We start from the raw sequence: 26,401 nt of genomic DNA on the forward strand, positions 1-26,401 counted from the left end.
GAAATAGGATGCCGCTCTATACGCCGAAGATCCGGATATTTTTGACGGAAGGAGCCTTTCCGATGCCGTATTTCCTCCTCAAGCGAATACTGCCTTTCGCCATCCTGGTTTGCCTGCTATCAGGCTGCTGGGAAAGAAAAGAAGTAAACGATATTGGCATCGTGACAGCCACAGGCATCGATTTAATGGAAAACGGCAATATCCGCGTCAGCTTGCTTCTGGCGATCCCCAGGCTTGTCGGCACGTCTTCCTCCGCCAGCGGGGGAGGAGAAACCCAATTGGAGACCACCGCCGGCTGGATCGTCTCCGAGGAAGGCGAAACCGTCATGGACGCTTACCGCAACATTCAAGGAAAGCTGCCACGGCAAATCTTTTTCTCCCATAACCGCATTATTATTATCGGAGAGAAGCTTGCGCAAAATGGCGTCATGCCGGCGCTGGATTTCTTCGAACGCGCCCGGCAGTCGCAGCTTAACAGCTTCGTGCTGGTCACGAAGACGGAAGCGGAAGAAATGCTGAAATTCAAGCCGAAATTCGAGAAGCTGGCTTCCGAAGTTATTAAGGAAGAACTCAAAACAGGCATCGGTCCCTCCGTCCGCATCGGGCGTTTCTTAGCTATGGTTATGGATTCGGGAGATGAGCCTTACGCACCGCAGATTGCGATTGTCTCATCGGAGCAAGGGACCTCCCATTCCAAAGACACCAAAAATGTGATGGCTACGCGGGGAACGGCAGCGTTTCGCGGCGACCGGCTGGTTGGCTGGCTGAATGACAGAGAAACCCGTGGGCTGATGTGGATACGCAATGAGATGAAAGAAGGCGTCATTACCGTCAGTATCCCTCCGGATCTTGGGGGCGGCCGTATAAGCGCCGAGTTTGCCGGAGTTCACAGCAAACTTACCCCCGTGGTGAGCAAGGAAAAAATTCAAATGCATATCGACGTTTCAGCTTCTTTAAAGGTATATGAAAACGTGTCGAAGCTGGATCTGAGCGAATCGGCGAATACGTCCCTCCTGCGGACGCTTATTGCCGAAGACATCCGGCGGCGGATTGAATCGGTTTGTCTGAAAGCGCAAAAAACGCTGCGCACGGACATTCTCGGCTTCGGTCAAGCCATTTACCGCCAGCAGCACAAAGCTTGGAACAAGCAATACGCCAAGGAATGGACCCGCTTGTTCCCGGAGGTCCAAGTCGTGATCAAGCCGGTGGTGCAGGTGATTAATACCGGTCTTATCCAAAAAGATACGAAATGGGAGGATATGAAATGATTTCCGTCTCGCCCTATCAACTGTTCTCTCTCATTGTCTTATTTCAGATAGGAACAACGATCATTTTCGGCTTTGCTTCCGATGCCGGACGCGACGCCTGGATCTCGGCGCTCGTTTCTTCTTTGCTTGGCGCAATACTCGTAGCGGGCTACGGCGTCATTACCAGATTAAACGGATACATTTCGTTGGCGGGCTGCCTGCAGAGCCGGTTTGGCAAGTGGCTGGGGACGCCGCTCGCCTGGCTGTACCCCCTTTTGTTCATGTATGAGCTGGGACGGGGCGTTAGCGATTTGAAGTTCCTAGCTCCGCTGACGCTGCTGCCCAAAACGCCCGCATGGTTTTTTACGGCAGCATTTATGGTGCTGGTCATCTACACCGCTTGTGCGGGGTTAGAAGTATTGTGCCGGGTCGCCAGCTTTCTTCTGCCGGTGCTCGTTTTGTTTATTTTGCTTGAAATGTTTCTGCTTACGGTGTCCGGGGGCCTGCGGCTGGACTATTTGACGCCGGTTCTGGGCGAGGGCGTCGGCAGAGTAGCGAAAAACATATGGCCCACCGGCATCATGCAATCGTACGGTGAAAGCATTGAAATGACCGTGCTCTGGTGCTTTATGTCCAGGCGGGAGTATCTTGGCAGAATCAGCGTAGGAGCGAGCTTATTGGCCGGTTTCTTTATCGTTATTTTCGATCTGCTGTCGATCACGGCCTTGGGCGAGCATGTATTCCAAAGAGGGATCATCCCGTCCTTTGTTGTGATGAGAATGCTGAGCATCGCGGATTTTTTGGAGAATCTGGAAGCGGTCGGGGCCCTATATTTTATATGTACCATATTTATCAAAATCACCACCCATACGCTTGCCGCGGCTTTGTGTATTCGCGAGCTGGCGCGTATGTCCAATAATACGGCGCCTGTTTGGATTACGGTTCTTATCGCTTACGTGGTCGGCATGACCATGGCAGGCAATTTCTCCGAGCATCTGCATATCGGGTTTAAAGTCGTCCCCGCGTTCGTATTGGTGCCCCTCTGCTTGATTGTGCCGGGAATCTTGCTTCTGCTCTCAATGTTTGCCAAGCTGCGCGAAAGAAGGGCTGCCTCTTGAGAATTCTGCTGCCTTGGGATTCCACCGTATTGAACCAGTCTCCTTGGTTACTGCTCGCCTCCATGGCCTTCACCGCTTTACTGCTTTCGCTGATTACATGGCTTCGAGCCGAAAAAACAAATGACAAGTAAGGAGATGGCAAAAGGCAAAAAGCCGCCCCGAAGGACGGCCAAGCTATTGATAAACCCGCCTTAAGCGAAAAATGAATACAGACGCAGGGAGGCCACTGAAAAAGCCATCGCTGCAAGTACGGAAATCCATGGACAAAGGCGAATGCTTCGCTTCTACAGAACGATTCCGTACTCTCCGCTAATTTTTCAGCGGCCTCGATGCAGGTGGGGCATCCAAGCTCTGGAGGAGGATACCCCACCGTAGCCCTCCACCATGTGAGGGAGTTCTCAACAAGCTCACCGCCCCGAAGGACGGCTCTTATGCCAAAGTTATTTGACCTCGCAATCGATCATCACATGAATCGTATCGCCCTTATGCTCGTTTCTCAGCTGGAACGCCCGGGAAACCTCAGCAAGCGGCACCACGTGGGTAATCATTTCCTCCGTGTTCACCAAGCCGTCCAATACAAGGCGCAGCCCTTCGTCGAAGAACCGGCGGTTGTCGATATCCCGTTTCGGCTCAGTAGACAGAATGTCGAGCCGCTTCTTGTGAACCTTGAAGAAGTCGACCGGCTTGTGGCAGGTACCGATGCAGCCGTACATCACGATACGGCCATTCTGCGCTGCGGCGTTGATCGCATCGACCATCCCCGCGCCTTCCAGCAAGCAAGGAATGACAACGTCGAACCCGTCCGGGAAATCGGCCCCGACGATATCCATCGTATTGGCGTGCTCGTTCGGCATTTTGTACGTATGCGTAGCACCGTATTTGCGGGCCAGCGCCAATTTCTCATCGAACAAGTCCGTAACGACCAGGTTTCGCGGACTGAACATGTTGACCACCTGAGTCATCACAAGACCGCTGACGCCTTGGCCGGTGATCAGGACATTTTTGTTAGGGGAAATCTCGCCCAGCTCCGCCGCATGGATTATGCCGGGCAGCACTTCGATCAAGGAGCCCTCGATTAGGGGCAGATCCTTCGGCAGCACCTTCAACGAGAACGGCGTGCAGCACACGTATTCGGCAAACGCTCCCCATACGTAGCGCAGAGCGACATGGTCGCCTTCCTTGACGCCGATCACATTCGGGCCGACTTTGTCGATAATCCCGGCCACCTCATGCCCGAGCCGCGTCGGATACGAAATAAATTCCGGCTCGCGGGCACCGCGGAATACTTCCACGTCGCTCCCGCAGATGCCGACCCATTTCACCTTGACCCGGACTTCGCCTTCCTTCGGCTCCGGAATCAGCGCCCGTTTGACGCTAATTTCACCAATCGCATCCATCACCGCGCACATCTGGGTGCCGGGCCCCTCGTAATCTACTAATTCCATCGGAGGTACGGACATTTTTCTAACCATTTCGCAAGTCTCCTTCCAGCTCGTACACTGCGTATAAGTATAAATTTAACGGATTAGGCCATGACTTCCCACATGCGCTCGCTCACTTCGTAGGACGTCTTTTCTTCGCGGAGTCCGCGGATCACATCTTCTGCAACCGCCTCCATCAAGGCAAGATGGCCCTGCACGGATGCTCCGGCGATATGCGGAGTCAGCAGCACGTTAGGCAAGCTGCGCAGCGGGCTGTCCGCCGCCAGCGGCTCCTTCTCGAATACGTCAAGCGCTGCGAAGAAGCGGCCGCTCGCCAGCTCCTCCATAAATGCAGGCCCGTCCACGACGGTAGCGCGGGATGAGTTAATGAAGATCGCGCCGTCGGGAATGCGTGCCAGCAGCTCCCGCGTCAGCATTCTTTCCGTCGCCGGCAGCTTCGGCGCATGTACCGAAATAATCGGGCAGCTCATCACTTCCTCAAGCGATGCCCGTTTCGCATTCAGGCTCGCGGCCGCTTCCTCGGACAAGTACGGATCGTAGATCAGCACATTCACCTGAAACGGGGCCAGCAGCTTAATAAAAGCACGGGCCGTGGAGCTGGCGGAAATAATCCCGATCGTGCTGCCGGTCAGCTCCCGCCCCTTCAGCCCGAGGTCTCTCCATTGACCCTTGCACAGCGAATCGTTCAATGTCGGTAAATACCGCAAGGAAGCGAGCAGCGCGGCAAGGCAGTATTCGCCGACGCTAAGCGCGATGCGCGGAGCGGCGGAGAACACGCGGACGCCGCGGCCGAAAATTTGCTTCGGCACAAGGCTTTTCACCGTACCGGCGGCATGTGCGACAGCGCGCAGCTTGGGCGCTTGGTTCAACGCTTCTTCCGTCAAGCCGGGGGAACCCCAGCTTGTAAAAATAACCTCGGCGTCGCCAACCAGCTCGGCCAGCTCTTCTTGGGTGTAATCTTTGCCGGTCTCATTCCAGCTGACGTCAAAATGCTCGTTTAACAAGACGCGGCACCGCTCGGAGCAAACCTCCTTCAACCGCGACTCCGGAGAAAGTACTAGCGCTTTCATTTTCATAATGAATCGTTCCTTCCGTATTCAGATTAAAGCGGAACTACCTGATGGGTACGCATGGATTCGAAGCATGCATCAATTACCTTCATGACGCGGATGATTTCCCGCCCCGATGCCAACGGTTCCCGCCCTTCCCGGATCGCATCCGCAAATTCTTCCAGCTGCCAGGTGAAATTGGCATTCGTCCGGCCGCATTCAGCCTGCTTCTCGCCGTTTAGCGTCAATTCATATTCGTCGCTCAGATGCATCAGACCGTTCGTGCCGATTAAGTAGCGATCATAAATGCTGTTCTGCGTCGACCAGATCCGTTTGCCGGTCAAGCCTTCCTCGTCGGTCGGACGGGCGCCGGCATTGAACGACATCAGCACATTGGCCATTTGGCCTTCGCCAAAGTTCAGCGAAATCGCCACCTCATCCTCCCCGCTCCAGTTCGGATTGTTGGAATGCCCCTGCGCGTAGACCGAGACCGGCATTTTGTCGTATGCCCATACGATGTAATCCAAAATATGGCTGCCCCACAGCGGGATAATAAATCCGCCGATCTTGGAGTCGTCCTTCCACCAATCCGTCGCAGGCTTGTCCATATGGGCGAGCAGCAGCGCATTAATGTTAATCAAGCCGCCGATTTCATTCGCTCTTACCCGCCGGATCGACTCCATCACCGGTCGGAAGAACCGCCGGCTCTGACCGATCATCAGCGTGTTGCCGCTCGACTCGGCCGCCGCCGCCATCTGCTCCGCTTCGGCAACGTTCATCGCCATCGGCTTCTCGACAAGCACATGCTTGCCCGCCTGCAGCGCCTGAATCGAATACTGTGCGTGAAGATCGTGAGGGAGCAGCAGGAGGACGGCATCGATATCCGGGTCGCGGAGCGCGTCTTCATAGGAGGTATACGTCTTGACTCCCTCCCACTGAGCCGCTTCCAGCTCCAGCTTGCCTGCATCGCGGGACACGAGCGCAGTCAGCTCAATTTTATCGGACAGCTCCCTGACCGCCGGCAGATGGGACTTTGAAACACGCCCCAATCCGACAACGGCCAATTTTAATTTTGCCAGCATGGTAGGCTCCACCCCTCAGTCGATTTATTTCGCGTTCTTTCTATCCTGATACGCTTTGTTGAATTCCTCGCCCATCTTCATGTAGTTCGCATCCGCTTTGAACGATTTTACCAGTGCGTCCCACGACTCGATCGGTTCTTTCCCCATAATCACCTTAATCTTCATATCGTCCATTTTCTTTTTAAAATCGGGGCCCATCTTCAGATCGATATCGGACAGCAGACCGATCGAGACATCGGATACACCGTAATTGGCACGGTCATCCACAATTTTCTTATTGCGCTCGAACATTTCCTTCGGCATGCCTACACGGTAAGCCCACAGATACGGATCGTATCTTTCGAAAATTTTACCGAACGAGCTTTGCGAAACGCTGTCCTTCACCGCCTGCTCGGTAGTCGTTTTAAAGCCGTCTACGACCTTGAAGTGAATATCTTTAAGACCGTAGCAGGCAAGCTCGAAGCCCTCTTCGGATGCGCCGTAATCCATTAAAGCAAGAATCTTCTTCATTTTCGCTTCCGGAACGCTCTTCGGAATGAGATACACGCCGGCGAAGCCGCTCGCCGTATGCACCATTTTGCCGTTCGGGCCTTCAAGATACGTCATGGCGACGAAATCGGCCTTCGGATCGAGCTTTTGCGCGCCTTCTGTTGCACGGAACACCCCTTCCGTCGTATCCGCTTGCACCCCGGCCTTGCCTGCTTTGGCCATATTCTCGTAATCCGTCGTTTTCATAACGGCAAAGTCTTCGGGAATAATTTTCTCCTTGTACAATTTATTCAAATAAATAAGTCCGTCTCTTGTTCCCGGCTCCAGATCGGTATCGACCAGCTTGCCGTTGACTTCCTTCCACTTGCCGTTGCTCTTGTTGAAAATATCGATGATCTTGCCCCAATCCTTCCCGTTGTAGCCATACGTATCTTTTTGGCCGTTTTTATCCGGGTCTTTCTCGACAAACGCTTTCAAAGCGGTATAAAACTCGTCCAGCGTATGCGGCATCGGCAGCCCTACGTTATCCAGCCAGTCCTTACGAATATTCAGGAAGCTGCCGCCCTGCAGCGGACGCACCGAAGGGAGAATATACTGCTTGCCGTTGATTTTGACCAGATCCATAATCTCTTTCGGGTAAGCGGACAAGTTTTTGTAATCCTTCAAGTAAGGACCCAAATCCCAGAAGGCGCCTTGCTTAATCATATTGATCGCCTGCACCTGCTTCATATCTTTAAGCTTCATCAGGTCCGGCATGTCGCCGGAAGCGAGCAGCACGTTCTGCTTCTCTTCCCATGAGTTCGGCGAGGTCCACATAATGTTCAGCTTCGTATTGGTGCGCTTCTCGAATTCCTTCTGCACCGGGTTGTCCGCTCCCGGGGGCTCCGGCGTATTGAACTCGGTGAAAATGCTGATTTCCGTCGGCTTCTCGTCTTTAGCCGCACCGCCCGTGTCAGCTCCCTGCGAGCTGCCGGAGCTGGCGCAAGCGGACAGCATCGAAGCCGCCATCATTATTGCTACAGAAGCGGGCACCACCTTGCGTGTCGATTTTTTTTCTTTGTTTTTCATACAAACCCTCCTCAATGAATGGTAAAAATGATTATCCTTTCACCGAACCGAGCATCACACCTTTGGCAAAATGCTTTTGCAGGAACGGATAAACACACAGGATCGGAACCGTCGCGATGACGACCGCAGCCATTTTTAATGTTTCGGTAGGGATATTCTGTTCGGCCATCATTTCGGCTGCCGCCGATCCGCCCGCCTGCGTAGACGAGTCGATCAGCATGTTGCGGAGCACGAGCTGCAGCGGCCATTTGACATGATCGTTGATGTACAATACCGCACTAAAAAAGGTGTTCCAGTAAGCTACGGCGTAAAACAGGCCGAAGGCGGCCAGCGCGGGAAGCGACAGAGGCAGCACGATCCGGAAAAACACGCCGATATCGGTCGAGCCGTCGATCACCGCGGACTCCTCCAGCTCGACAGGGATGCTGTCGAAGAAGCTTTTCATCAGAAGCACGTACCATCCGCTGGTCAGCACGGGGATAATGAGCGACCAGATGCTGTTAATCAGCCCCAAGTCGCGGACCAGCAAATACGGCGGAATCAGGCCGGGACTGAACAGCAGCGTAATCAGGATCATGAGCATCAGCACTCTGCGGCCCATCAGCCGTTTGCGCGACAGACCATAAGCTAGCGCTGCCGTAATGACCAGACTCAACGCCGTTCCTACGGTAGCCAGAAAGCCGCTGACCAGAGTCGCGTCCTTAAATGCGGAGGTAGACAGCAGGTATTTATAAGAGTCGAACGTCCAGTGCGCCGGGAACAGGATGTAGCCCTGCTTCTGGATATATTCGACAGGATCGGTAAACGATACAACAAATACGTAATACAATGGGAACAGCGTAACGATCCCTATAACAGCCAAGACGATCACGTTCGCCGTATCAAACAGGCGGTCCCCCAGGCTTCGTTTCATCCTTCTCACCCCATTACGGTATTAAGCTTAATAAACCCCTTCTTCGCCGAAGCGCTTGGCCAGCTTGTTGGCCGCAATGACCAGGATCAGACCGACAACCGATTTGAACAAGCCGACGGCGGTGCTGAAGCTGAATTGGCCCTGCTGGATACCGAGCCGGTACACATAGGTTTCAAATACATCGGCCACATTCGAAACGGCGCCGTTCATCATCAGAAACACCTGCTCGAAGCCGACATCCATGATATGGCCGAGCCTCAGGATGAACAAAACGATGATGACACTCCGTATCGCCGGAAGGGTGACGTGCCAAGCCTGGCGAAGGCGGCTCGCTCCATCCATTTTGGCCGCTTCATACAGCTGGGGATCGACGCCGGCAATGGCCGCAAGAAAAATAATCGTCCCCCACCCGGTTTCCTTCCAAATGTTCTGAATCGTCAGCAGCGCCCAGAAATTGTTCTCATTGGTCAGAAAGTCGTACTTGGCAAAGCCCATGCTGACCAGCATTTTGTTGAAAATACCGGATGACTGCGACAGCAGCAGAAACGTAATCCCTGCGATAATAACCCAGGACAGAAAGTGCGGCATGTAGACGACCGATTGCACCCACTTCTTATATGTTTCGTTGCGCAGCTCGTTTAACAGAAGCGACAATACGATCGGCAGCGGGAAAAAGAAGATGAGGTTCAGCACGCTGATCGCCATCGTATTACGGAACAGCAGGTAAAAATCCTGATTGGAGAAAAAACGGATAAAATGCTCGAAGCCGACCCATTCGCTTCCCGACACGCCCATGTAAGGCGAATAATCTTGAAAGGCGATGACGATCCCCCACATCGGGACGTACTTGAAGATCAGAAAGAACAAAACCCCGGGACTGATTAACAGGTAAAGAAATTTATCTCTCCGCAGATTGTGCATCACATGCTTCCATCTGCTTTTCGGTGCCGATTGGGCGAGATTGGCTATAGGAAAATCGCCTTGAACTGCCATTGCCCGCACCTCCTTCTTCAAATCTGTTCAATGGATGGGAAAGGCTGCTCGTTAAAAAGCGACTTGGCGTAAGCAAGATCCTCGGCGATATAGCGGTCCTTGTTGTCCAGATCCGTATATTCCGCCGTTAAGCAGATCACGCCGCCATATTGGCGTTCCTTCACATAGCCCGCGATACGCGGCCAATGCGCCATACCGTGCCTGCCGGTTGTAAAATGGCGCTTCCATTCCGCCGTCGCGGCTTCCGGCCCGTTGCTGCGGACAAAAAATCCGTTCTTCAGATTGACCATGGCGAGATGGGACCAGACGATATCCAGCCCGTATTCCGGCTGCTGTCCGGCAAAGGCATCGTGCGCCGCATCCCATACGACGCCGACATGGTCCGGGCTGATGTCTTCCATCAGCCTCATGATGCCGTTCGAGTCGATGATGTACTTGCCGTAGTGCTGCTGCACGCCCACCTTGACGCGGTACTTCTCGCAAAGCGGCACAAGCTGCTCCAGCATCCGCTTCGCGCGCTCCTCTGTCGCCTTGTAGCCGTCCGGATCGATGCCGATCATAACCCGGATCAGCGGCACTCCGGCTTCGGCGCAGGCGGCAAACACCGATTCCTCGGTGGAAGCCGCCACGCTGAAGATGCGGAGGCCTTGTCCGGCCAGCTCTGAGGCCAAAGCAGGCAGCGTCCGGGCCGCATTGTCCGGCTCGACCTGAAAGCCTGTCCGGATCGGCAGCTCGATGCCGTCAAATCCGACGCCTTTGACAAAGGCGCCCAGCTCGGACGCGGATAAGTCCTTCCAATGCTTCACAAATAGAGAAAATGAAAAAGGATTATTCATATGTTTCATTTCGTTCCGACACTCCTTTATCCAACGGAGGATACGTCCGCTTGGGACCCGTAATTTGAAGCAGATGCTGCAGATCGTTGTAGCATTGCTGTGCCAATGCGGTATGAACAGGCAGATCGGAGCCCGGCTTGCTTACGCTCTCAATGGTGAGATAGCCTTCATAGCCGATCTCCTCCAGCCCTCTGAATACTTCATACCAGTCAATCCCGCCCTGATTGATCAAGCGGTGGCAGTAATAGCGCTCTTCATGCGCCCCTTGCTTAGGCACGACCCGATGATACCTTCCAATGTGCGGCACATAATCGCTGTAGCCGAAGGCCCATGGATATTCGGTGCCTTTAAGCTCGACGATGTCTTTAATATGCACATTGAACAAATAAGGCTTTAATTGTTTGATCGTAGAAATGCCGTATTCCGTCGGTACTTGATACAAGTTGACCGGATCCAGGATCAGGCCTACATTGCTGCGGCCGACGGCTTCTACGAAGGCAGCGGAAGCCTCGGCCGTATCGCATAATGTGCCGTGATGCATCTCAATGACAGCGCGAATATTTCTCTCGCCCGCTAAATCGGCGCATTGCTGAAACCACCTTACCGCTCTCGCGAAATCGTCCTTCGATACATCGGCCGAATGAATAAAACCGGGATTCAACCGCATCATCCCGCAGCCGATAATGGAAGCAAAGTCAAGATAGCGTTTCCATTTCAGCACCTCTTCTTCGTTCTCTTCCTCAGTGTTGCAGGCAAACCCCCCTGCGAACAAAGAGAGATTCGTCGGCGTCAGCTTGTACCTGTCCAGCATGGCCTTAATCTGCTTGGCCCGCTCGACGGGAATATAACCGTCCTTCAGCTCGCCGACCCCGCGGATCTCGACTCCCTCATAACCAATGTGAGCCGCATCCTTCAGTAAGTGCTCGATTGTCGAATCATCATACATATTGCCGCCAAGTACAATTGTTGCTTTCATTGGGTCCCCTCCATAACAGCGCTTTCATTGCATGGGGATATCATACTGGAAAACAAATACTTATGTCAAGATATAAATTAAGTGTCTTAGAAAATATTGATTTACCTGCTGAAGTCGATTGTAATTTGCAGGTTTAACTTGATCTTTGTTTTAATTTTTATTAAATTAGAACTATATCTAACGATTCCTTTGGCTCACAGAATGATATGGAAACGGTGAAACTTATGATAATTTCTAACAAAAGCGATCAGAAGGGCAGCAAGACGAGCATCATTCAAGCGTTGCGCATGCACGGCTCCATGCCCCGCATCCAGTTGACCAAGATTACGGAGCTCAGCCGGGCGACCATCTCCTCTACCATCTCGGAGCTGATTGAGTGCAACCTCGTCCAGGAAACGGAGAAAGCCCCGTCCACAGGCGGTCGTCCGGCCATAGCCCTGGAGCTTGTGCCCGGATCCCACGCCATCATGGGCGCGGATTTGGATAACCAGGTCTGGGCAGCTGGGCGTCTTCGATTTGCTCGGCAACGTGCTGCATATGTCCAAAATTCCGGTCAGCTCGCCCCGGCCCGAAACCGCCGTCCAAGAGCTGATCGGACATATTACCGAATTCGCCCAAGCATCCGACAAGGAGGTTATCCGCATGTTCGGCCTCAGCGTGCCGGGATTGGTCGACACGCGCAAAGGCATTATCAAAAGCGCCGCGGATTTGGGCTGGGTGAATGTCGATATCGAAAATATGGTCGGCAAGGAGCTCGGCTGGCCGGCCGTCGCCATGAACCGCCACCGCGCCCGCGGTCTGGCGGAATGCCGGTTCGGCTCCGGCCGGGATTACGAGCACATCATCTATGTCGGGGTCGGCTCGGGCATCGCCGCCGGTATTTTCAACGACCGCCAGCTCGTGTCCGGTTCGTTCGGCGGAGCCGGCGAGCTCGGCCATATTACCGTGGAGCCGGACGGCCCCGTGTGTCCCTGCGGCAACAACGGCTGTCTGCACTTGTACGCGACGGCTCCCGCCATCGAGCAGGAAGCGCGCAGACTGCTCAGATCCGGCGTAGAGAGCAGCCTGCTGAACCGGGTGCTGCCGGGCAACGATCTGCAGCTGCTTCAAGCCGCCGACGTATGCAGGGCGGCCGACGAAGGCGACGAGCTGGCGGTGCGGATCATCAGCCATGCCGCCTCCTATCTCGGCATCGCTCTGGCCAATCTCGTCAACCTGCTGAATCCGGAAGCGATCATTCTCGGCGGCTCCATTCCAGGCAGCTGCCAAACTTATGTACAAACCGCTACAAAAGTTATGCAGCAGCGCTCCATGATGGCGCTCTCCTCGGGCATCACCGTCCATACGGCGGTGCTGGGCGAAATCGGCGGCGCCCTGGGCGCAATTAACTTTGCGCTCGACAAACATTTCTCGTATACGATGATTCAATAGACCGAATCAGGCCATGTTTCCCCCCTGAGTATTCCGATAAATTCTAAGGGGGGCACTTTTTATGGGGATCAAAAAAGTTCAAAACCTACCGAGAAGAGTTAAAGTCTGAAACCATTCGTCTGCATGCAGCGGAGAAATCGACATACCGGCAGATCAACGAACATTTGGGAATCCATGATTCACAGAGGATGAAGAAATGGATGAGGAAATATCGGGTGAAAGGGAGTTCCGAATTACTGGTCAGAAAAAGGGGGTGTCAGGCCAGCATTTAAGCATTCGGCATGACACCCCATTCTTATTTCACAACATCAATGAATTTAATTAATCAAATTAGCCTGCTGCAGCAATCTTCTCATCATTGCGGCAGTTTGAGCGCGAGTCACGTTGTCATCCGGCAAAATTTGGCCGTTATCGCCTTGAAGAATCTGGTTCTTCACGGCAGCGGCAAGATCATTCTTTGCCCACTCCGGAACGAGGGAACCGTCTTTAAAAAATTCAAGCTGTTTCTTTACCTCGCTATCCGTCATTCCATTGTTCAGCTTGGCAATAGTTAATGCGCGCGCCACGACGGCAGCCGCTTCTTTTCTTGTAATCGTCAGATCAGGACGGAACGATCCATCCTCATAGCCGTTGATCAGCTTGTATGACAAGCCGGTTTGTACGACACCCGCATACCAATCCGATGCTTGAACATCCTTTGGCATATCACCTTCCGCCGTCGGCTTCAGTCCGAGAGCTCTGACCATAATCGCAACGAACTCAGCGCGGGTAATCGATTGATCCGGCTGGAATTCCTTATCGGTTACGCCTTGAACGATTTGTCTGGAAGCCATTTCGTTCACGTCTTGCTTGCTCCAATGATTCTCAACATCAGCGAATGTTTTAGGACTCAGTACAAGCGCATACGTACTGTTCGACAGACTGTTAATGACAGCATAGGTTGTGCCGTCCGCCGTTACAAATCGGGTAGGCACATGCGTCAGAGTTCCGTCTGCATTCAGTACAACCGCAGTCGTGACTTGTGCTGCACCAGTGCCGGCCGGGAGAGCTATACTGCGCTCGACAAAGCTTAAGAATCGGTTCACCGATACCGTCTTACCGTCCAGTGTCGCAGTCACCTCAAAGTCTACAGGCGCACCTACCAGCGAAATATGTTCATCCGCCGCTGTCTGTTGCAAGCTTGTTGCTGTTGCCGGTAAAGACAAGCCGACTTTGACACTGATTTTAATATCCTCCAGCTTGACATCACTGCCAAACTGCGCTGAAATACTGTCGATATTGATTTGTGAAGCCGGAAGCGTATAAGTTGCCCGTTCTGTTTGCAAGGTGATGACACCGTCTTTCGCTTCCATGACTTTCACCAGTTTACCGTTTAATTCGCCAATGACTACATCCGAGGTACCTGAATCAGGAATCGTTAACACCTTATTCCCGTCTTTTTCCAGCTTCGCAATCAACTTATCATTATCAAGGGTAATGATGGTCGCTGTCTGACCGTTGATCGTATCCTGCTTCGATGCAGCTGACAGCTCCTGTTCAACGCCGTCCACCACAACCTGAACACTATTATTGGCCGGTGCTGCTGTACCGCCACCATGGCTGCCGGAGCGATTTCCGGCTTGACGGGTAACAAGAATGGTGTATGTTTTTTGAGTAATGCCATCCTGTGCAGTCACTTCAACCGTAATCGTGTTCGCTCCTACATTCAGTGGGAGCTCTGCTGAAGGAACACCGCTAGACGCAGCAGCGCCATTGATCTTCACAGCGGCTCCCGTATACACCGACGCGGTCACCGTGAGACTGCTCGTGCTGTTGGCTGCGGATGCCGTGTAGGAAGTCTGGGCTCCGTCAAATACAGGGCCCAGCGTACCGCTGGATATGGATAAGCCGCTCAAATCAGCATTGCTGGAAAGCGGTGTGACGCTCGTTTCATTGGAGCTTCCGCTGATCCCCTCTTCGTATCCTGCTTTGACGACGAAATAATAAGTTGTGCCGTTCGTCAATCCTGTAGCAGTATAGCTGTATGTAGAGCCGTTTACCGTCGCATCTGCTGTTGGCTCGTACGCACCGGAATTCGTTGCCCTGTACACGTTATAGCTGACTACTCCTTCGGAAGCTGAAGCCGACCATTGTAAAGTAACCTGTCCGTCACCCGCTGTAGAGGTTAGACCCGTAGGCGCAAGAAGCATCCTGGTCACTGTAACGGAGGCCGAAGCCGAGAATCCCCCATCTGCCGTTGTTGCTGTAATGGTTGCCGTACCTTCAGCTACTGGCGTTACTACGCCATTGCTGTCTACCGACGCTACGCCGGTGTTGCTGCTAGACCATGTCACGTTTTTGTTGGCCGCGTTGCTAGGAGCTACCGTTGCAGTCAGCGTAGACGTATCACCGCCTGCCGGTAAGGAAACCTCCGTTTTGTCCAGTGTCACGCCGGTTACATGGGCTCCGAGCGTAATAATTCCGGCACTATGGCTCATACCTGACATAACGTTTCCTGTCCCTGTACCATCAGCGTAACCCGAAGCTGTTACGGTCAGCTGCTTGGCACCCGGAAAAGCATCGTTAAATATAAAGTCGCCCAAAGCATCCGTTGTGGTTGGAATCGTGGCATAACCGCCCACCATCGTAACGACAGCCCCACTGACGGGATTATTGTCCGTATCCAGGACAGTACCGGTAAGCGTTCCCGGCATATACACGCTTCTCAGACCGTTTGTGGTTGCAATGAATAGATTGCCGGAAGGATCCAGGCTAACCGACCAGACATTTGCGAGCTTGGCTGCAGTCGCCGCCCCGCCGTCCCCCGTACTGCCATTTACGCCTGTACCCGCTACGGTATTGATTATTCCCGTTGCAAGATCGATCTTCCGAACAACGAAATTATCAAATTCAGCGATGTACAGTTGACCGTCGGCAATCGTGAGGTTATGACGAACCTTTCAGCTTGGCATTGACCGCTTGATCGCCATCACCCGAATACCCGGGAGTTCCAGATGTTCCCGCCACAATCGTTACATTTCCGTTCGTGTCGATCTTTTTAAGGACGTGAGCCATATAGTCGGATACATAGATCGTACCATCGGAAGTTACGGCGATCCCCATAATCTGTGTGAAGCCAGTCGCAACCGTCGTCACATTTCCTTGCGGATCCACCTTTAAAAGGCTGGTTAATGTATTGGCGCTATAATACAAATTACCGGCGTTATCAACGGCAAGCGACATGTTTTGACCAAGAGTAAACAGGACCTGCAACCGTCGCGACCGTTCCCGAAGGATCTATTTTTTTCAAACCTACAGCAGTGGCCGCATAAATATTATCGTTGGCATCGATCACCAGCTGATACGTGGTTGAACCCAGCGACGCGTAGACGCTTTCTGTTCCTGCCAGAGTGAGTTTATAAATCTTCGTTACATCTGTTGACTTCACATAATAAAGATTACCTGCGGAGTCCGCCGTAATCCCTTGAAATCCACCCGCCTTAACCGTATTAATGATATGGGCTGGAGCCGCTTGAGATATGGAAGAATTGTTAAAAGCAAAACCGGACATGAAGAGTAGAGCCCCTAAGAAAATGAAAAGTGCTTTCCGGATAACTTGCCGACTCATATGAAATCTCAAAATTTATCATTCCCTTCTTTATTGAATTTGGTAAACAGTGAAACTGGCTTTAACACACGAGGGTACTGATAAAAAGCGCGAATCCCAAATGCATGCTGCGGCACTGCGCAGTAGACGTTCGAACCCCATACAAACCGCACTCTCCTCCCCTGTCGACTGATCAACAACCGTCGAAGGAATAGTATATTCGGTTTCTGTATCTGAATCCCTACGCAAAAATAGGACTTATTTCATACAAATCACTCCTTTTTAACTATATGACATGCACCAATAGTTCGACATGATACGACCAATTCCTTCATTTTCCATTCTTTCCCCCTAATTTTTTTGCAAAAAAATGACTCCGGATGTTGTGCCGGAGGCTGTTATTCTCACTTTCTATTTATCAAAGACGAATGCTTGTTAACTCCCGTCATGTTCCCTCCATACACTGCGGGCTTGCGCTAGACAAACGACAAAAAAGCCGATTCTACAGTAAAATGCCCTCCTCAGAATAGACTTGCAAAAACCCCCCTGTTATTCCGATGAATTCTAAGGGGGCATTTTTATGTGAGCATTGCAAAGTGCTGGGTGTCTCAAGAAGCGGATATAATGCTTACCGCAATGGAAATAAAACAAGCTGACGCGGGTGGCCTACCGACGCCAGCTTGCAGTCTAGGGACTTTATTTCAATGTCTACAAAATGGGGGCTTGACCAGACATGAAAGGTTCTTTTAAGCTTTTCGTTTTAGCATACGTTTTCGTATTCGTTAAATTAACCGGCCAGCTTATATTTCTGCATCATTTCCCCCATCGGCTTAAACAGCTCCAGCATCCATTTATTCGGCCCCGGAAGCTCGGGGTATAATATAACCACAGCAAGCATTCCTCCCGAAATGAGGGAGAAAATGACGAATACCTTTTTTTCTTTTTTCTGGTCGCTTCGATTTTCGGCCATTCAAACCAGGCGGCTGCGGCCAGGATCAAGGCAATGCCTATTATTTTTAACACATCCATCGTTTATCCAGCTCCTCAGTATAAGCAGGCTTACTTTACGGCTTAGTGGGCCGGCTCCTTCTTGGCAAACATCTTTTTACGGACCAACACCGTCAGAAACAGAAGAAAAGGGATCAAAATATGGACGATGAACGAATAAAACGGAGTCGCCCGGCTGATAAAGGCATGCAAATCCTCCATGGACGGCCCGGCCCATAAAGAGAAGGCTAGCAGCAGGACGCCGATAGGAAAAATAAGCGGCCTGTAATTGCTGAGGTTCAGCCACTGCGCCGTTCCCAGTACCAGCACATAATAAAAAATCGCAATCTTCAAGTAAACCCCGGCGATCCAAATGACAACCACAAGCGATTCCATATGCTCCAGGAAATCGGCAATGCTGATAAAACGCGCGGCCTCCATGACGGGATAAGTAAAATTGCCGGTGATATTGCCGAAGAGCAGCAAGGTATAAATGTTGCACAGCGAGAGCGCGGACACGGTGACAATGACGGCAATGTTGCACCACTTTTGCCCTTTTTCCCGATCCCTTACATAAGGCAGCATAAACGAAATCATGATGAAGTGAGACAGCCAGGCAATTGGAACGACCGCCCCCATCAGAGATGGCCTGATTCCGTGGGCAAAGATAGGAAACAGCTTCTTTACCTCCAAATCCGGAGTGAGCAGCACGAAAACAACCAAGGTCAGCAGCAGCACAAACGGCATGAGCACCTGCGCCGTCCGCGCAATCACTTCAAGTCCGCCGCGCACGGCACAGCCGCTGACAAAGATCAGCCCGAAGGTCACGACAAAAATCGGCGTGTAATTCAAAAAGTTGGTTGTCACCAGCTCTTGAGAAAATTTGATGATATTCCCGTTGATGTGCAGGTAATAAAAAAGAAAAATCAAACCGACCGCTTTTCCCAAGCCGGTGCCGAGAATGCGAACGAGGTACTGGATCAAGGTTTCCCCGGGAAAAAAACGCTCCAGACGCACGGCAAGCCACACGGATACCAAGCCTACCAGACTATCCCAGAACGGGGACAGCCACAAATCCTGCTTCGCATACTCATAAGTAATCGTCGGAACCGTCAGATCTGCTGTCGCTACGATTAACGGATACATCAGTAAACCCATCTGAAATGCCGAAATCCGGCCCTTTTCGGGCATAATCTCACTCCCCCTTGCTTTTTTCTCTCTAGGCAGCCGACTTAAGCTGGTATTCGGCATCCGTCCGTTATTTTTCGATTTCCTCTTTCGGCCGCCCCTGCGGACCGCCGGACAATCCAGGTCTCCGCACTTTGGATTTGACATCAATCGTCACTTGAACGCCGGGAAAAATATCATCCCAACGGCCTTTTGACGCTTCCCATAGCTTGGGATATTTACGGTTAAACGCCTCAGCAAATCCGATCACATCCGCATTCGCCTCTTTTTGGAGAACATTAAGCGCTCCTTCCATGCGATGACGAATATCCTGCTCCGCCGCTTCTTCCAGCAGCTTCAAATACTTGGGAGTCCCTAACGACAAGGGAGATGAATTTTCCAGCACGTCGTCTTCCGTCTCGACTTTGACCGTCATGCTCCAGCGGTTATTTTTAATTTCCGGAATCAGTACCGTCCGGGCACTCAGCTGCAGCATCGAAATGTACCCTTTGGTTTCTTTCGGCGATACGGTAATGGTGGGATGCTGAATTTCATCGCGCAGCCAAAGAATGCCCCGAACCAGGCTGTCATCGACATATTTGACCATCCGCCCGTTTTTGATAATCGCCGCCCCCTTCAGCTTGAAGCCGTGCTCCGTCCGGCTGTCGCCCAGCCAGGGAGCATCCTCCACCCACGGAATGGCTGCCGCTCTACTGTCACCGCTGAGGCCCTCCAACACATCCTTGATGTCCATTTTTATGCTTACATGGCTGTTGGCCAGCTCCCTGACCACTTCCGAGCTGTCCTTCTCCCAGGGAGGGATCGTCGCAATCAGATCCGAAGCCTTCCCTTTTTTTATAAAAATATAAGAATTTAGCCGCGTTTTCGGATGGCGCGCCATAAAATCCAGACAATCCTTAAGGTTATCTCCCTTCGCCAGCTCCTCCCCGATAACTAATACTTTGCTGTGCCCCCAAAACAAAACGCGCGGAAGCTTTTCCTGCATCTTGCTTAAGGCGTCAGAGATCGTCACCCCTCTGGCAGAACGGGCCAGTGTCGGCTTCTCGCCGCTTTTTTGCGGCCCTTCCGGTGCCCCTCCCGCATGCTTGGGCGAAACCAGCTGGACGGATACCTCCACCATGTTTTCCTCCACGGTTTTATCCAAGCCTGTTCCTACAATAATGCCCAGATCGTTCAGCTCTTTCCGGTCCCAGCAGCCGGTCAGCAGCAGTAAGACGGGGAGCAAGCCCAGCACGGCAGCATATGATCGTTTACTCCATTTCGGCTGTTTCATAGCAATTCGTTCATTCTCCCCCTTGGGCAGGGCCTGGTCTCGTCCCGGCGGACTGCCTGACCGGGTTATCATCGCTGCTGAATTTAGGTCTTTTCTTCAAAGACCAGATAGGAGCGCGGACAAGCATGTCCTTCCATTCGTTGCGCATCCCCGGCGCCAATCCGCTCAGGTAAGGAACGCCGAAAGAGCGAAGCGTGCATAAATGAATGACGATCAGAATTAATCCCCACATCACCCCTAAGAGCCCCAAGCTTCCAGCCAGAATAATCAACGGAAACCGGAGAATCCGAAAGGCTCCGGCAGCGTTATAGCGTCCGCTCGTAAACGAAGCGATGCCCGTAAAAGCCACCACCATGACCATGGGCGGAGAAACCAGCCCTGCGGACACCGCCGCATCGCCTATAATCAGCGCGCCGACAATGCTGACGGCGGAGCCGATCTGCTTCGGAAGCCGAATTCCCGCTTCCCGCAAAGCTTCGAAAGTAATCTCCATCAGCAGCGCCTCCACGATAGCCGGAAACGGGATTTGTTCCCTTGATGCCGCAATGCTGATAAGCAGGGTTGTCGGAATCATCTCCTGATGAAACGCCAATAAAGCCACATAGATGGAAGGCAGCATCAAGGATACGCCCAGTAAAAGAAAACGCATCCAGCGGATGACGGTCCCTAATAAGAAACGTTCATAGTAATCCTCGGAAGCCTGCATAAGAGAAAATATAGTCACAGGAGCTATTAAAGCGAACGGTGAACCTTCCGTCAGGATCACAACTCTTCCTTCCAGCAATGCGGAAGCGGCTACATCGGGGCGCTCTGTCGAAATGATTTGCGGGAAAGGAGAAAAGGAAGCATCTTCAATAAATTCCTCAATATTTCCGCTGTCCATCACCCCGTCGATATCAATGCGCATCAACCGGTTTCGTACTTCCTCTAGCAATTGTTCTTCAGCCAGCCCCAGGATGTAGGCGATGGAGACATCCGTTTGCGTATAGCGGCCGATTTTCAATGTTTTAAATTTCATAAGTGGCGAACGGATTTTACGCCTTAGAATGGAGGTGTTCACATACAGTGTTTCCGTAAAGCCTTCGCGCGGCCCACGGACGACGGATTCGGCCGTAGGCTCCTCTACGCTGCGCTTTTCGAATTTCATTAATGCTAATAAAATGCCTTGGTCAAACCCGTCAATAAGCAGCAGCGTATATCCTAAAGAAATATGCTTGACGCACTCGTCGACCGCTTGTACGTAATTGACCTTGGCAATCGAGAGCCTTTGCTCCACAATTCCTTTGATTTCCTGAATATCTGCTGAGTTCTCCGACATTAACGGAGCCAACACGTTCTCGTTCATTTCTTCACAATTCGATAAACCTTCAAAATAGATGAGAGCCGCCTGCTTTTTACCGTGGATAACAAAAGGCCGGAAGACGATGTCGGGACATTCCGTATAAATGGACTGCAGAACGTTAAGATTATGCTGCAAATCTCCGCTGAGTCCTTCATCCTGCTCATCATGCAAAGAGAGGGATTGAAGCAGGGCAGACTCCGTCCGCAGCTCTGCATTCTTCTTTTTCTTCGTTTTAAAACGAAGCCACATACCTGCTATCCCCCTCTTGTGCCTTAAAGCGGTTCTCATTTGTTTACTGCTTAGATTGCGGTACGGACGCTTAAATTATTCCTTTTCCTGAAATATTTTCCCATCGAAAATCGCCTCGCGACGTCATGGGCTCCAGCTGCTTCTGAACTTCGTACCATTGACAAAATGAAGAACCGTCCGGATGCGGACGGTTCTTTACAGTGCGTATGTCTCTATTCCCAGCTGGGCATCGGGCCTTTCAAGCCATCCTTAATCCATAGAAACTGGCCGTTGATCGAATCGGCTTCCGCAGGAATCAGATCGAGAATGCGCTCTACCGTTTTCTCGGGAGCGTCTCCCCCGGTCTGTTCTACCCGGTTGACCCATCCGGCCATATCTCCATTGGAACCGGAGGCCTTCCGTATGTGCTCGAACATCTCTGTCATCACTTCGCCCGGATGCAGCACATTGGCTGTCACGCCGGTTCCTTCCACCTCTGCGGCCAGCTGCCGGGTAAAGTGGTTCAGCGCTACCTTGCTAACCGCATAAGCGCTATTTTTCGGATTCGGCTTGGCTAAGGAGGCTGCAGAAGATATATTGACAATTCGTCCCCAGCCCTGCTCGATCATCGCACCGACGAAAGCGCGGCAGATCAGGTAAGGCCCGCCTGCATTCGTCAGCAGCGTTTGAATCCACAGACCGGGATCGCTGTCTGCGATCGAGCTAATTTCTCCATACATCCCTGCCGCATTGACCAGCACCGACGGTGCGCCATGCTGCTTCAAAATCTCCGCTTTCAGCGTCTGCACTTCTTCCTTGCTGCTTACGTCTACGGCGTAATACACCGCTTGTCCTCCAGCTGCATGAATGGACGCCTGCGTCTGGCTAAGCAAATGCTCCCGCCGGCCGACCAGGATGACCTCCGCTCCCTGCGCCGCAAGCCCGATTGAAACCGCTTGGCCGAGACCGCTTCCCGCGCCGGTAACCAGCGCTATTTTTCCTTTTAACATAATAAGCATTTCGCCCTTTCCGGTGTATCGGCAATCTTCTCCCTTCCTATTTCTTTATCGGGAGGGCGATTCCCCTTTTTTTCCTTAGCCGCAGCAAGATCCGTAATTTTTAATTATAAAAAAAATTTCGTTCCTAAAACCAAACCGGCCGCGATATGATGATTCATAGGAACGATAGTTCCAAATTAACTAATGAAACGGGTGTGCGCTATGAAAAAAACAGGACGAATCCAAAGGCTCGAACTATGGAGGGCGACTATACTATAACCCTCCAACTTCATGGAGGCGAATCGTAATTGAATACACGAACCCGAAAATTTTTGTCCTATTACAAGCCGTACCTGGGCTTATTGTTTGCAGACCTGGCCTGCGCATTTGCCGTTTCAGCCATTACCCTGATGCTCCCTTTGTGTGTGAGATACATTACCAATATGTTAGAAGCCAACCGGCCCGATGCGCTGAGTCAAATCTATCTGGTGGGCATTGTGATGATTGCGCTGGTTCATCGTCCATACGGTTTGCAATATGTTTATTTCCTATAAAGGCCACTTGATGGGAGCTAAAATGGAAAGCGATATGCGCAGCGAGCTGTTCGATCACTATCAGAAGCTGTCGTTTCGCTTTTACGATGAACAAAAAACGGGACAGCTCATGACCCGGACCACGAACGATATCCTATCGCTGACCGAGCTCTACCATCATGGCCCTGAGGATCTGCTGATTTCCGTGCTGAAGTTCGCCGGCGCCTTCCTTATCCTGATGAATATTGATGCCAAGCTTACCCTTATCGTGTTTCTCTTTTTACCTGTGATGGCGGTGTATGCGTTTTATTTCAACAGGAAAATGAACACGGCGCTGCGAGTCAGCAAGGACCGGATCGGCGATATTAACGCCCAAATCGAGGATACCCTGTCCGGTATCCGGGTTGTCAAGTCTTTTACGAACGAAGAGGTAGAAAAAAAGAAGTTCGCCTATGAAAACAACCGTTTCGTCCAAAGCCGGGGCGAGGGTTACAAGAGCGAAACCTTGTTTCACGAAGGGCTGATCGCGTTTACCCAGCTCATTACCGTCGCTGTCATTATAGCCGGCGGCGCCGCGATGATCAATTCTTCATTGAAGCTGGCCGATCTGCTCACCTTTTTCCTATGCATCGGCATTCTCATCGAGCCCATTCAGCGGCTGGTCAATTTCGCCAGACTGTATCAGGAAGGGATTACCGGCTTCGACCGGTTTATGGATATGCTGGAAATTCAGCCGGATATCACGGATGCCGAAGATGCGGTCGAGCTTACGCACGTTAAAGGGCACATACAATGCAGGAATGTAAGCTTCAAATATAGAGAAAACAACGACTATGTTCTGAATAATCTATCCCTCGATATCCGCCCCGGAGAATATGTTGCGCTAGTCGGCTCCTCCGGCGTCGGTAAAACGACCCTTTGTTCCTTAATCCCCCGCTTCTACGAAATAAATGAAGGGGAGATCCTTATCGACGGCAAAAGGATTCGGGACGTCAGCTTACGTTCGTTGCGAAGTAACATCGGCATTGTGCAGCAGGACGTCTACTTATTCGCGGGAACCGTATTGGACAATATCCGTTACGGCAAGATGGAGGCTGCGAGGGAGGAAATCATCGAGGCGGCCAAACGCGCGAATGCCCATGAATTTATTATGGGGCTGCCGGACGGGTACGACTCGGATATCGGTCAGCGCGGCGTAAAATTATCCGGCGGGCAAAAGCAAAGGCTAAGTATCGCCCGCGTGTTCTTAAAAAATCCGCCGATCATCATCTTCGATGAAGCGACCAGCGCCCTGGATAACGAGAGCGAAAAGGCGGTTCAGGATTCGTTGGAGAAGTTATCCGAGAACCGGACGACGCTCGTGATCGCCCATCGCCTGTCGACCGTCAGAAATGCGCAAAGGATCGTCGTATTGACGGATCACGGGATTGAAGAACAAGGCACGCATGACGAATTGCTGGCCGTAAACGGCACTTATGCGAAGCTGTACAATATGCAGCTGACTATGAAGGAGGTCTCCCTCCTGTAAGCTTCTGAAATGAAAGCGGCAGCTATGCCGCTTTTATTATTTTTTGGCTGGACACTGAAAAAGTTTTCGCTACGAGTACGGAACATTCTTCCGATCGCTGTTGTCCCTGTATTTCTTTGCTTCTACAGAACGATTCCGTACTCTCCGCTAGTTTTCAGCATCCTCTAAATACCAACGGTGATTTAACCTTTAATAACATCTGATTTGACCAACCCATAATGAACCAAGTCTTCGTAAACGCCCGACTTTAAGACTTGTTTAGAAAAATTGTCTTTTGGTTTCATTCCAATTTTTTGCATTACTTTGTAGGACGCTGGGTTTCTCAACATTGCAGCAGCATTAATACATTTTAAGGCTAATTCTTCAAAACCAAATTTAACTACCCTTTGTGCTGCCTCCGTGGCATACCCTTGCCCCCAAAAATGACGACCAACCCAATAGGCTAGCTCAGCCTGGTTTTCAATTTTGGAAACTCGCAAACTGACACATCCGATCACCATCTTATCTACCTTATTGACAATGGCAAAAGAATAAATGTCTCCTGTTTGAAATGCGTTTCGAATACGTTCAATCCATGCTTCAGCCGCACCATCAGGATATGGATGGGGAATAGAGAGTGTGGTACTTGCAACTTCTTCGTTTCCTGCTAGACTTTGAACCATTTTTGCATCCGAGGGTTCAAATAATCTAAGGATTAAACGAGCTGTTTCAAGGTGAAGTTCCATTATTATACCTCCATATTTGTGAGTGGGTGAACAGGATATAGACAAGAGTTGACCGACATGTTTTTCTTATTCGACATTGTGTTTCCATAGTCCTTGCTGTCGAGGCAATGGTACCATGCCAGGTAATGCTCCAAACAGTTTACGTCCAGTCCTATTTCGCTTGCCCTTTTCCGAGTAAAGGAAATAGGTCTCGTCCATTTCGACTACCCATGGAATGCTTTTATAATACTATTGAATCGGAAATCAAAAGATTGGTTCAGGCTCTCCGCCGCCATTATAGAGTATACTAGCTTTGTAATCTTGGGAAATCATGGAGAGGAGCAATCGCATGCATCCAACACAGGCCAAAGAAGATCCGTACGCACAGGTTTACGAGCAAATTCCTACTCGTCATTATTTGTCCGCCGAACGCCACAACCCTTATTACACAGGAGATTTAAAAATCGGGCTTAACTTTTACAGCTTAAGCCATAATTTAGCCTCGTGGCTGAGCGGCAGCACGGACGGCGCGCCGCCGCTCGATACCCTCAGCGCAATCCGCTTCGCCAAAGAAGCCGGCTTCGACTCGGTGGACGTGACCGCCTACTATATTCCCGGCTACGATAATTTCGCCATGCCGACCAAGTCCGACGAAGAAATTTTTGCTTATGCCCGAAACATCAAGGAGCTTTGCGAGCAATTGGGAATCGCCGTCAGCGGAACGGGCATCAAGAACGATTTTGCCGATCCCAGCGACCAAAGACGCGCACTCGATGTGAAGCGTGCCAAATATTGGATCGATGTCGCGGCAGCGATGGGAGCCCCTGTCATTCGGTTATTTACAGGCGAAATCCCCAAAGATATCGCAAGCACCACCTGGGAAGCGATTGCCCGGGAACGGATCGTGCCGGCACTGCAGGAATGTGCGGAGTATGGCGCGTCCAAGGGCGTCAAAATCGGGATGCAGAATCACGGCGACATGACCTCTACGGCAGATCAAGTCATTCGTATTCTTCAATGGGCGAACCACCCTAATATTGGCGTCGTCAATGATACGGGCTGCTATCGAACCTTCGGCGACCGCACCGGCTTAGGCTATGACTGGTACGACGACATCGAGGCTGTGCTGCCTTATACAGTGAACTTCCAAGTCAAGAAAAAACCGACCTCGCCGGATACCGACGTACCGGTCGATCTCGAAGAGCTGTTTACCCGCATTCGTTACAGCAATTATCGCGGATATATTCCTCTGGAGACGCTCTGGGTGAACAGCGACGCGAATCATCCGAAGCATCTTGCCGAGCCCCCCTTCGCCGAGATCCGCGAGTTCCTCGAACAAATAAGAGCCGCATCGGAAAAAACGAAAACAAAAACAAAATAACGATGTAGA

General features: G+C 51.6%; 21 protein-coding genes and 1 pseudogene. 6 read left to right on the top strand and 16 right to left on the bottom strand.

Annotated elements, in window-relative coordinates; genetic code table 11:
- Positions 1-62 precede the first annotated feature (62 nt).
- Genes ACHHV8_RS15955 through ACHHV8_RS15965 form a run of 3 tightly spaced genes read left to right on the top strand, consistent with a single transcriptional unit; the run spans position 63 to position 2,496 of the window.
- Complete coding sequence (locus ACHHV8_RS15955; RefSeq protein WP_395159534.1) at positions 63-1,268, top strand: Ger(x)C family spore germination protein; 1,206 nt, start codon at positions 63-65, stop codon at positions 1,266-1,268.
- The gene (locus tag ACHHV8_RS15960) at positions 1,265-2,365 is read left to right on the top strand and encodes a GerAB/ArcD/ProY family transporter (protein ID WP_395159536.1); all 1,101 of its coding nucleotides are present in this window, start codon (positions 1,265-1,267) and stop codon (positions 2,363-2,365) included. The genes ACHHV8_RS15955 and ACHHV8_RS15960 overlap by 4 nt, the downstream gene beginning before the upstream one ends.
- Complete coding sequence (locus ACHHV8_RS15965; RefSeq protein WP_395159538.1) at positions 2,362-2,496, top strand: hypothetical protein; 135 nt, start codon at positions 2,362-2,364, stop codon at positions 2,494-2,496. Before ACHHV8_RS15960 ends, ACHHV8_RS15965 begins: the two co-directional genes overlap by 4 nt.
- A 309-nt stretch (positions 2,497-2,805) precedes the next feature.
- Here ACHHV8_RS15965 and ACHHV8_RS15970 read toward each other — a convergent pair whose 3' ends face one another.
- The 8 genes from ACHHV8_RS15970 to ACHHV8_RS16005 form a co-directional block, all read right to left on the bottom strand.
- Complete coding sequence (locus ACHHV8_RS15970) at positions 2,806-3,837, bottom strand: zinc-dependent alcohol dehydrogenase (protein ID WP_395159540.1); 1,032 nt, start codon at positions 3,835-3,837, stop codon at positions 2,806-2,808.
- 53 nt (positions 3,838-3,890) lie between these two features.
- Complete coding sequence (locus tag ACHHV8_RS15975) at positions 3,891-4,883, bottom strand: hydroxyacid dehydrogenase (RefSeq protein ID WP_395159542.1); 993 nt, start codon at positions 4,881-4,883, stop codon at positions 3,891-3,893.
- 26 nt (positions 4,884-4,909) lie between these two features.
- The gene (locus tag ACHHV8_RS15980; RefSeq protein WP_395159544.1) at positions 4,910-5,938 is read right to left on the bottom strand and encodes a Gfo/Idh/MocA family protein; all 1,029 of its coding nucleotides are present in this window, start codon (positions 5,936-5,938) and stop codon (positions 4,910-4,912) included.
- Positions 5,939-5,962: 24 nt separating this feature from the next.
- Positions 5,963-7,495 (bottom strand): type 2 periplasmic-binding domain-containing protein, encoded by a 1,533-nt coding sequence (locus tag ACHHV8_RS15985; protein ID WP_395159546.1) that lies wholly within the window; start codon positions 7,493-7,495, stop codon positions 5,963-5,965.
- A 31-nt stretch (positions 7,496-7,526) separates the two neighbouring features.
- Positions 7,527-8,408 (bottom strand): carbohydrate ABC transporter permease, encoded by an 882-nt coding sequence (locus tag ACHHV8_RS15990; RefSeq protein WP_395159548.1) that lies wholly within the window; start codon positions 8,406-8,408, stop codon positions 7,527-7,529.
- Between the two features lie 27 nt (positions 8,409-8,435).
- Complete coding sequence (locus tag ACHHV8_RS15995) at positions 8,436-9,329, bottom strand: ABC transporter permease (RefSeq protein WP_395163530.1); 894 nt, start codon at positions 9,327-9,329, stop codon at positions 8,436-8,438.
- A gap of 89 nt (positions 9,330-9,418) precedes the next feature.
- Positions 9,419-10,246 (bottom strand): sugar phosphate isomerase/epimerase family protein, encoded by an 828-nt coding sequence (locus ACHHV8_RS16000; RefSeq protein WP_395159550.1) that lies wholly within the window; start codon positions 10,244-10,246, stop codon positions 9,419-9,421.
- Positions 10,230-11,213, bottom strand: a complete 984-nt coding sequence (locus ACHHV8_RS16005; protein ID WP_395159552.1) for a sugar phosphate isomerase/epimerase family protein — start codon at positions 11,211-11,213, stop codon at positions 10,230-10,232. Before ACHHV8_RS16005 ends, ACHHV8_RS16000 begins: the two co-directional genes overlap by 17 nt.
- Before the next feature lie 516 nt (positions 11,214-11,729).
- Here ACHHV8_RS16005 and ACHHV8_RS16010 point away from each other — a divergent pair.
- Complete coding sequence (locus ACHHV8_RS16010) at positions 11,730-12,644, top strand: ROK family protein (protein WP_395159554.1); 915 nt, start codon at positions 11,730-11,732, stop codon at positions 12,642-12,644.
- 317 nt (positions 12,645-12,961) lie between these two features.
- Here the strand turns inward: ACHHV8_RS16010 and ACHHV8_RS16015 are convergent, their stop codons facing one another.
- The 7 genes from ACHHV8_RS16015 to ACHHV8_RS16045 form a co-directional block, all read right to left on the bottom strand.
- Positions 12,962-15,337 carry an S-layer homology domain-containing protein gene (locus ACHHV8_RS16015; RefSeq protein ID WP_395159556.1) on the bottom strand — a complete coding sequence of 792 codons (2,376 nt, stop codon included), beginning with the start codon at positions 15,335-15,337 and terminating at the stop codon, positions 12,962-12,964.
- A 232-nt stretch (positions 15,338-15,569) separates the two neighbouring features.
- Entirely contained in the window at positions 15,570-15,779 is a 210-nt protein-coding gene (locus tag ACHHV8_RS16020) for a hypothetical protein (protein ID WP_395159558.1), read from the bottom strand.
- Between the two features lie 70 nt (positions 15,780-15,849).
- Positions 15,850-16,194, bottom strand: a complete 345-nt coding sequence (locus tag ACHHV8_RS16025; protein WP_395159560.1) for an NHL repeat-containing protein — start codon at positions 16,192-16,194, stop codon at positions 15,850-15,852.
- A gap of 1,107 nt (positions 16,195-17,301) precedes the next feature.
- Positions 17,302-18,408 (bottom strand): GerAB/ArcD/ProY family transporter, encoded by a 1,107-nt coding sequence (locus tag ACHHV8_RS16030; RefSeq protein WP_395159562.1) that lies wholly within the window; start codon positions 18,406-18,408, stop codon positions 17,302-17,304.
- A 67-nt stretch (positions 18,409-18,475) separates the two neighbouring features.
- Positions 18,476-19,678, bottom strand: coding sequence for a Ger(x)C family spore germination protein (locus tag ACHHV8_RS16035; RefSeq protein ID WP_395159564.1), 1,203 nt, complete (start codon positions 19,676-19,678; stop codon positions 18,476-18,478).
- A gap of 10 nt (positions 19,679-19,688) precedes the next feature.
- Complete coding sequence (locus ACHHV8_RS16040; protein ID WP_395159566.1) at positions 19,689-21,269, bottom strand: spore germination protein; 1,581 nt, start codon at positions 21,267-21,269, stop codon at positions 19,689-19,691.
- A gap of 212 nt (positions 21,270-21,481) precedes the next feature.
- A complete protein-coding gene (locus tag ACHHV8_RS16045; RefSeq protein WP_395159568.1) occupies positions 21,482-22,258 on the bottom strand; it encodes an SDR family NAD(P)-dependent oxidoreductase in 777 nt (258 codons plus the stop codon).
- Positions 22,259-22,554: 296 nt separating this feature from the next.
- Between ACHHV8_RS16045 and ACHHV8_RS16050 the strand changes: the two are divergent.
- Positions 22,555-24,307, top strand: a pseudogene (locus ACHHV8_RS16050) (ABC transporter ATP-binding protein).
- 182 nt (positions 24,308-24,489) lie between these two features.
- Here the strand turns inward: ACHHV8_RS16050 and ACHHV8_RS16055 are convergent.
- Positions 24,490-25,032: a GNAT family N-acetyltransferase gene (locus tag ACHHV8_RS16055; RefSeq protein ID WP_395159570.1), complete on the bottom strand. Its 543-nt coding sequence runs from the start codon at positions 25,030-25,032 to the stop codon at positions 24,490-24,492.
- Positions 25,033-25,360: 328 nt separating this feature from the next.
- On the opposite strand from ACHHV8_RS16055, the gene ACHHV8_RS16060 reads away from it, so the two are divergent.
- The gene (locus tag ACHHV8_RS16060; protein ID WP_395159572.1) at positions 25,361-26,392 is read left to right on the top strand and encodes a sugar phosphate isomerase/epimerase family protein; all 1,032 of its coding nucleotides are present in this window, start codon (positions 25,361-25,363) and stop codon (positions 26,390-26,392) included.
- Positions 26,393-26,401 lie beyond the last annotated feature (9 nt).

The sequence above is a fragment of the Paenibacillus sp. TAB_01 genome, from assembly GCF_043945595.1.
Lineage (GTDB): Bacteria > Bacillota > Bacilli > Paenibacillales > NBRC-103111 > Paenibacillus_S.